7 protein-coding genes are annotated in these 7,162 nt (G+C 72.4%); 3 read left to right on the forward strand and 4 right to left on the reverse strand.

Going from position 1 to position 7,162, the window contains the following annotated elements:
- Window positions 1-120: 120 nt before the first annotated feature.
- The 4 genes from ACFC0B_RS40575 to ACFC0B_RS40590 form a co-directional block, all read right to left on the reverse strand.
- Complete coding sequence (locus ACFC0B_RS40575; RefSeq protein WP_376098478.1) at window positions 121-684, reverse strand: DUF5134 domain-containing protein; 564 nt, start codon at window positions 682-684, stop codon at window positions 121-123.
- A 173-nt stretch (window positions 685-857) separates the two neighbouring features.
- Window positions 858-1,634 carry an amino acid ABC transporter ATP-binding protein gene (locus ACFC0B_RS40580; protein ID WP_376098481.1) on the reverse strand — a complete coding sequence of 259 codons (777 nt, stop codon included), beginning with the start codon at window positions 1,632-1,634 and terminating at the stop codon, window positions 858-860.
- Window positions 1,631-2,530, reverse strand: coding sequence for an amino acid ABC transporter permease (locus ACFC0B_RS40585; RefSeq protein ID WP_376098484.1), 900 nt, complete (start codon window positions 2,528-2,530; stop codon window positions 1,631-1,633). The genes ACFC0B_RS40580 and ACFC0B_RS40585 overlap by 4 nt, the downstream gene beginning before the upstream one ends.
- Window positions 2,527-3,402: an ABC transporter substrate-binding protein gene (locus ACFC0B_RS40590; RefSeq protein ID WP_376098487.1), complete on the reverse strand. Its 876-nt coding sequence runs from the start codon at window positions 3,400-3,402 to the stop codon at window positions 2,527-2,529. Before ACFC0B_RS40590 ends, ACFC0B_RS40585 begins: the two co-directional genes overlap by 4 nt.
- A gap of 263 nt (window positions 3,403-3,665) precedes the next feature.
- Between ACFC0B_RS40590 and ACFC0B_RS40595 the strand changes: the two genes are divergently transcribed.
- Genes ACFC0B_RS40595 through ACFC0B_RS40605 form a run of 3 tightly spaced genes read left to right on the forward strand, consistent with a single transcriptional unit; the run spans window position 3,666 to window position 6,912 of the window.
- Window positions 3,666-5,066, forward strand: a complete 1,401-nt coding sequence (locus ACFC0B_RS40595; protein WP_376098490.1) for a DUF6421 family protein — start codon at window positions 3,666-3,668, stop codon at window positions 5,064-5,066.
- A complete protein-coding gene (locus ACFC0B_RS40600) occupies window positions 5,063-5,821 on the forward strand; it encodes an SDR family NAD(P)-dependent oxidoreductase (protein ID WP_376098493.1) in 759 nt (252 codons plus the stop codon). The genes ACFC0B_RS40595 and ACFC0B_RS40600 overlap by 4 nt, the downstream gene beginning before the upstream one ends.
- Window positions 5,818-6,912, forward strand: coding sequence for a threonine aldolase family protein (locus ACFC0B_RS40605; RefSeq protein ID WP_376098496.1), 1,095 nt, complete (start codon window positions 5,818-5,820; stop codon window positions 6,910-6,912). Before ACFC0B_RS40600 ends, ACFC0B_RS40605 begins: the two co-directional genes overlap by 4 nt.
- The last annotated feature ends 250 nt before the right edge of the window (window positions 6,913-7,162 follow it).

The raw sequence follows: 7,162 nt of genomic DNA on the forward strand, positions 1-7,162 counted from the left end.
CACCCCGCAACGACCAACGCCGGTCTCCGAGACAAGTCTCGGAGACCGGCGTCACTCACCGCAGCCGATCACTCACATTCGCCAACAGCGTCCGGCGGCTACACCGGGGCCGCCGTACGGCTACATGGTCAGGAGCATGGCGAACATGCCGATCACCACCGACAGTCGGCAGGCCCGGGGCAGTCCGGCCGCGGCCACCGGCACCGTGCCGCCGGACCCGCTCAGCAGCCGGCTGCCGGACCACAGCGCGTACCCGCCGAAGTAGGCCAGCAGCGCGCCGGTCAGCGCCGGCGAGCCCGCCGCCGCGTGGTGCCCGGCGTGGCCGGGCCCGGCCGTCATCGCCAGGGCCATGTAGGTCATCGCCAGCGCGCCGACCGCGTGGTGCAGCCGGTGCGCGCGCCGGGCCGGGCGGCGGACGGCCGCGAGCAGCAGGAGCACCGCGGGCGGGCCGTACGCCCACGCCCACACCTCGCCGGGCACGGCCGTCCCGGTCACCGCCATGGCCGCCGTCCCGCAGCCCATCAGTCCCTCGGCGAGGTCCGACTCGTGGGCGCGCAGCCTCCGCGGTCCGGCCCCGCCCTCCGCCGGGGCGCACGGGGCGTGGCGCAGCCGGGAGAGGCAGTAGGCCCCGGAGGCCGCGGTGAGGGCGGCGAGCAGCCAGCTGACCAGGGTCGGACCGTGCAACGGCGGCCTCCCGGACGGCGCGGACGGGCGTGGCGTCCCACGATCCCCGCCCGGCGCCGCCCGCAGCAGGGCGCGTACGGGGGCGCACGGGCGTGTCCGCCGTGGTGCGGCGGGCCGTCAGCGCCGCCCTGTCGCACCGGCCGCCGTACCGCGCTGCCGCATCGGCCGGGCGCCTACCGGGCGAGTCGGCCGGAGGCGATCACCCGGCTGAGGAACCGCCGGGTCCGCTCCTGCCGGGGATCGCCGAACACCTGCTCCGGCGGCCCCTGTTCGAGCACCACCCCGCCGTCCAGGAAGCACACCTGGTCGGCGACCTCGCGCGCGAACCCCATCTCGTGCGTGGCGAGCAGCATCGTCATGCCCCGCTCCTTGAGGTCCCGCACCACCGCCAGCACCTCGCCGACCAGCTCCGGGTCGAGCGCGGCGGTGATCTCGTCGAGCAGCAGTAGCCGGGGCCCGGTGGCCAGCGCCCGGACGATGGCCACCCGCTGCTGCTGCCCGCCGGAGAGCCGGTCCGGGTACTCCCCGGCCTTCGCGGCCAGCCCCAGCCGGTCCAGCAGCTCCAGCGCCCGCTCCCGCGCCTCGCCGCGCGCCACGCCGTGCACCCGGCGCGGGGCGAGCGTCACGTTCTCCAGCACCGTCAGATGCGGGAACAGGTTGTAGGCCTGGAACACCACGCCGATCCGCCGCCGGACGGCGTCCTCGTCCACCCGCGGGTCGGTGATCTCGGCGCCGTCCAGGAAGACGGCCCCGTCGTCGATCGGCTCCAGCAGGTTGACGCACCGCAGCAGCGTCGACTTCCCGGAGCCGGACGCCCCGATCAGCGCCGTCACCGAGTGCTCGGGGACGGCGAGGTGCACCTCGCGGAGCACCGGCGGACCGGCTCCGAAACCCTTGCGCACGGCCTCCAGCCGCAGGACCGGCCCGGTGCCGGGGGGATCGGCCGTCATGGCACCCCTCCTTGGTCTCGGCGGCGGTTCGTCCGGGTGGTCAGCCAGCCGGTGAACCGCGTCAGCGGGATGGTCAGCACCACGAAGACCAGCGCCGCCACCAGGTAGGGCGTGGAGTTGAAGGAGCGGCCGTTGATGATCTTCGCCGCGTACACCGCGTCGATCACCCCGCCGATCGACACCAGACCGGTGTCCTTCTGCAGGCTGACCAGGTTGTTGAGCAGCGGCGGCACCACCCGGCGCACCGCCTGCGGCAGCACCACGAACCGCATCGCCTGAGCGTGCGACAGGCCGAGCGAGCGGGCGGCGGCCAGCTGGCCCGGGTGCACCGACTCGATCCCGGCCCGGAACACCTCCGACACGTACGCCGTGTACGTCAGCACCAGCGCCGCGCCGCCCAGCCAGAGCGGATCGGTGGTCACCCCGGTCAGCCGCAGCGCCGGGACACCGGTGATCATCACCAGCAGGCAGATGATCATCGGCAGGCCGAGGAAGAAGTCGACATAGGCGGTGGCCAGCAGCCGCACCGGCAGGAAGACCGGCCCGCGCAGCGTGCGCAGGGCCGCGAGCAGCAGGCCGAGGACCAGGATCAGCACCCCGCAGACGGCCATCAGCTCCAGATTGATCCGCAGCCCCTTGAGCACCTCGGGCAGCGCCTGCCGGGCGTACTCGGCGCTGAGGAACGACCGCCGCACGGCCGGCCACCCCGGCGAGCCGACGAGCAGCGCCAGCAGCGCGCCGGCCGTCACCAGGGTCGAGGCGGTGGCGATCAGCGCCGAACGGCGGGCGCGCCGGCGGCGGTAGGCCTCGTGGGCCAGCCGCCGCGCCGAGGGCCGGTACCCGGTCGGGCCGGCCGCCTCCTTCGCGACGGACAGGCCCGCCTCCTCGGCGCTCACGGGAGGACGGGGGCGGCGACGGCGTCGGAGAGCCACTCCTTCTCCAGCGCCGCCAGCGTGCCGTCCGCCCGCAGCGCGTCCACCGCGGCCGAGACGCAGCCGGTCAGCCGCGACCCCTTGTCCAGCACCAGCCCGAACTGCTCGCCCCCGCCCGCCCCGGCCAGCTGGCCGACCACCTGAGCCTCCGTCACCTCGGCCCCCGTGATGTAGAAGGCCGTCGGCAGGTCCACCACCAGCGCCTCGACCTGGCCGTTGCGCAGCGCCGCCTTCGCGAGGTCGTTGGAGTCGAAGACGGCGGGCTGCACCGTCGGCCGGATGGTGCCGGTGATCGCCTCCAGACTGGTGGTGCCGACCTGGGCGCCGAGCTTGACCCCCCTGAGGTCGGCCAGGCTGTGGGCCGAGGCGGCCTTGGAGCTCTTCAGCGCGATCACCGCCTGCCGGACGTCGTAGTAGCCGGAGGAGAAGTCCACCGCCTGGCGGCGCTCGGCGCTGATCGACACCTGGTTGATGTCGACGTCGAACTCCTTGGGGCCGGGTGCGGTCGCCTTGCCGAACGGGGTGACGACCCAGGACACCTTCTCCTTCGGGTACCCCAGCTTCGCCGCGACCGCGTACGCCACCGCCGACTCGAAGCCCTTGCCGTTCTCCGGCCGGTCCTCCGAGAACCACGGCTCGTAGGCGGGCTTGTCGGTGCCGACGGCCAGCGTCCCCGCCGTCCGGGTGGGCAGCGCACCGGGCGCGCAGTCGGCGGCGCCGCCCGGGGCCGACGCGCCCGGGCCGGCGGCGGGCTCCTCGGCGGCGCAGCCGGTGACCGCGGCCAGCACGGTTGCGGCGAGCAGGACGGCGACGGCGGAGGTGCGGGGGAGGGGCATGACGGTGCTCCTGGGCGCGGAGGGTCGGACCGGTCGGGTGGGAAACCTCCCCCGGTGGCGGGTCCCGGACACGCGCGGCATCGTCGCCTTGGGAGGCTTCGCCCCGCGCTGTCCGGAAGATCCCGTCGACTGTTCACACGCCCGCCACACGCGCTCCGGCCGCCGCTCACCGCAGATCCGCCGCCAGGACCCCCCTTGAACAGAAGAACCTTTCGTACTTATGGTGGTCTCGTTGAAAACCCTCCTGTCGAAGTGAGTCCCCGATGCAGAATCTTTCGCCAAGGCTCGCTGTGGCGGCCGACGCCCCGGCCCAGAACCTCGCCGAGCACCCGGCCTGGCTGCGTCTGAAGGACGCCGTCGAGTCCCTGCGCCCCCTGCAGTCCAAGGACGGCTCCATCGACCTGTCCGCCGTGCAGCGCCACACCGTCGACCCGCTGGTCGCGACCGTGCGCACCGCGGTCGCGGAGCTGGCCCCGCACTTCCCGCACGACGCCGCCTACCTGGCCGCCGTCGACGCCGACCTGGCCAAGTGGGCCGACACCGGCTACCGGGAGCCCGACTTCCTGGACTCGCTGCTCGCCTTCCAGCCCGCCGACCAGCGCGAGGACGGCCTGCAGCACCTGGTCGTCTTCCCGATGTACACCCAGAACGGCAACCCGAACCGCAACCTCGAAGCCGTCCTGCTGAACGTCGTGTGGCCCGAGTGGCTGGCCGAGCTGGAGCGCACCCGCTTCGACAACCCGATGTTCGTGCCGATCACCTTCAACGACTTCACGGCCGGCTACGACACCAACTCCGCCGTCCTCTTCCCCGAGACCGTGGCCGTGCGCAAGGCGCCGGAACGTTTCACCTGGGGCGGCATCTTCTGCGACCGCGAGGCCGCCCGCTTCCGCGTCGTCTCCACCAACGCCGTCGAGCTGCTCGGCCTGGACATCCCCGCCGACGCCGCGAGCCTGCTGGAGGACCAGGAGCGCGCGCAGCAGACCTTCGTGCTCTGGGACCTCATCCACGACCGGACCCACAGCCACGGCGACCTGCCGTTCGACCCCTTCATGATCAAGCAGCGCAGCCCGTTCTGGATGTACGGCCTGGAGGAGCTCCGCTGCGACCTCACCACCTTCAAGGAGGCGGTGAAGCTGGAGGCCGAGGGCAACGAGCACGCCCGCGACGTCCAGTACGCGATCCTCTTCGACCGCCTCTTCCGCTTCCCGGTCAGCGGCGACCGCGTGCGCAACTACGACGGCATGGGCGGCCAGCTGCTCTTCGCCTACCTGCACAAGAACAACGCGCTGAGCTGGCGCGACAACCGCCTGAGCATCGACTGGGACCGCGCCCCGCAGGTCACCAACGAGCTCTGCGCCGAGATCGAGACCCTCTACCGCGACGGCATCGACCGCCCCAAGCCGGCCCACTGGATCGCCGCCTACGAGCTGGTCTCCCGCTACCTCACCCCGCACCCGGCCTCCACCTGGGCGAAGGGCACCGAGGCGCTGCCGTTCGACATCACCGAGGGCAAGGCGCTCAACAAGGCGCTGTGCGACGCTGTGCTCCCCGACGAGTTCCCGCTGAGCATGTTCTACGAGGCCCTCTCGAAGAAGCTCGGCGGCGTCATCGCCTCGACCGCCGGCATCACCGGTGCCGGCCTGCAGGGAGCTGCCGCGTGACCACCGCACCCAAGGGACCGCTGACCGGCAAGGTCATCGCCGTCGCCGGAGCCAGCGGCCCGGCCGGCCAGGCCGTGCTGCGCCGCCTCGCGGCCGACGGCGCCACCGTGATCGGCGCCGACATCGACGCCCGGCGCCTGGAGTCCGCGCTCGACTCCGTGCGCGTCGCCGTGCGCGGAGCCCGGATCAGCGGCCAGGTCATCGACCTCCTCGACCCGCAGGAGGTCCACGACTGGGCCGACCACCTGGAGGCCGAGCACGGCCACGTCGACGGCGTGTTCCACCTCGTCGGCGGCTGGCGCGGCAGCAAGACCTTCTTCGACAGCCGCCTCGACGACTGGGACTTCCTGCACGACACCGTCGTGCGCACCCTCCAGCACACCTCGCTGGCGTTCCAGCCCGCCCTGGTCCGCAGCGAGTCCGGCCGGTACGCGATGATCTCCGCCGCCGCCGCGCACAAGCCCACCGCGGGCGGCGCCGCCTACGCCGCCGCCAAGGCCGCCACCGAGGCCTGGACGCTCGCCATGGCGGACTCCTTCCGCAAGGAGACCACCGCCGAGGACGGCAAGCCCACCGCCGCGGCTGCCATCCTGGTGATCAAGGCGTTGGTCAGTCCCGAGATGCGGGCCGAGAAGCCGGACGCCAAGTTCGCCGGCTTCACCGACACCGCCGACCTCGCCGCACACCTGGCGGGCCTCTGGGACCGCCCCGCAGAAGAACTGAACGGACAGCACCTGTGGCTGACAGCCCAATGACCGACATCTCCGCGACCGACCCCTCCGGCCGCACGGACGCGGTACGGCGGCACGACCCCGCCGTCCGCGGCTTCGCCAGCGACAACTACGCCGGCGTGCACCCCGAGATCCTCGCCGCGATAGCCCTCGCCAACGGCGGCCACCAGATCGCCTACGGCGAGGACGACTACACCGCGCACCTGCAGGACGTCTTCCGCCGCCACTTCGGCGACCAGGCGGAGGCCCACCCGGTCTTCAACGGCACCGGCGCCAACGTCGTCGCCCTGCAGGCCCTGCTCCCGCGCTGGGGCGCGGTGATCGCGGCCGAGTCCGCCCACATCAACGTGGACGAGGGCGGCGCTCCGGAGAAGATGGGCGGCATCAAGCTGCTCACCGTTCCCACCCCGGACGGCAAGCTCACCCCGGAGCTCATCGACCAGCAGGCGTGGGGCTACGGCGACGAGCACCGCGCGCAGCCGCTCGCGGTCTCGATCACCCAGAGCACCGAGCTCGGCACCCTCTACACCGTGGAGGAGATCAGGGCGATCGTCGACCACGCGCACCAGCTCGGCATGCTGGTCCACGTGGACGGCTCGCGCCTGGCCAACGCGGCCGCCTCGCTCGGCGTCCCGCTGCGCGCCTTCACCACGGACGTGGGCGTCGACGTGCTGTCCTTCGGCGGTACGAAGAACGGCCTGCTGTTCGGCGAGTGCGTGGTCGTGCTCAACCCCGAGAAGGTCCGGAACATCAAGTTCCTGCGCAAGACCTCGATGCAGCTCGCGTCGAAGATGCGCTTCGTCTCGGTCCAGTTCGAGGCGCTGCTCTCGGGCGACCTCTACCTCCGCAACGCCGGCCACGCCAACGCCATGGCCGGCCGCCTGGAAGCGGCCGTCCGCGAGATCGACGGCGTGACCGTCGTCCGCCCGGCCCAGGCGAACGCGGTGTTCGCGATCCTCCCGCGCGAGGTGAGCGAGCGGCTGCAGAAGCGCTACCGCTTCTACTTCTGGAACGAGCACACCGGCGAGGTCCGCTGGATGTGTTCCTTCGACACCACGGAGGCGGACATCGACGCCTTCGCGGCGGCCATCGCCGAGGAGATGGGCCGCGCCTGAGCGAGGCCCTGAACCGCCGATCGTCCCGTCCTGCGTCAGCAGGGCGGGACGATTTGCATGTGGCGGTCCCGTCCCCGTACAGTTCCGGAGTCGCCGCGAGAGAGCGGGGACAAGCGGAAAGCGAAGTCCGATGAATGAAACTCCGGAAAACGGAGCGGAAAACATCTGATAAGCTGGAAACACGAAAGAACGAAGCGCCCGGAGGGCCGGTGTGAAAGCCGCCTGATGGAAGCGTCCGTTCCTTGAGAAC

The sequence above is a fragment of the Kitasatospora sp. NPDC056184 genome, assembly GCF_042268405.1.
Taxonomy (GTDB): Bacteria; Actinomycetota; Actinomycetes; order Streptomycetales; family Streptomycetaceae; genus Kitasatospora.

Excerpts from the sequence above, each read along its gene's own strand:
- ACFC0B_RS40580 (WP_376098481.1), bottom strand. The coding sequence starts at position 1,634 with ATGACGGCCGATCCCCCCGGCACCGGGCCGGTCCTGCGGCTGGAGGCC.
- ACFC0B_RS40590 (WP_376098487.1), bottom strand. The coding sequence starts at position 3,402 with ATGCCCCTCCCCCGCACCTCCGCCGTCGCCGTCCTGCTCGCCGCAACC.
- ACFC0B_RS40595 (WP_376098490.1), top strand. The coding sequence starts at position 3,666 with ATGCAGAATCTTTCGCCAAGGCTCGCTGTGGCGGCCGACGCCCCGGCC.
- ACFC0B_RS40605 (WP_376098496.1), top strand. The coding sequence starts at position 5,818 with ATGACCGACATCTCCGCGACCGACCCCTCCGGCCGCACGGACGCGGTA.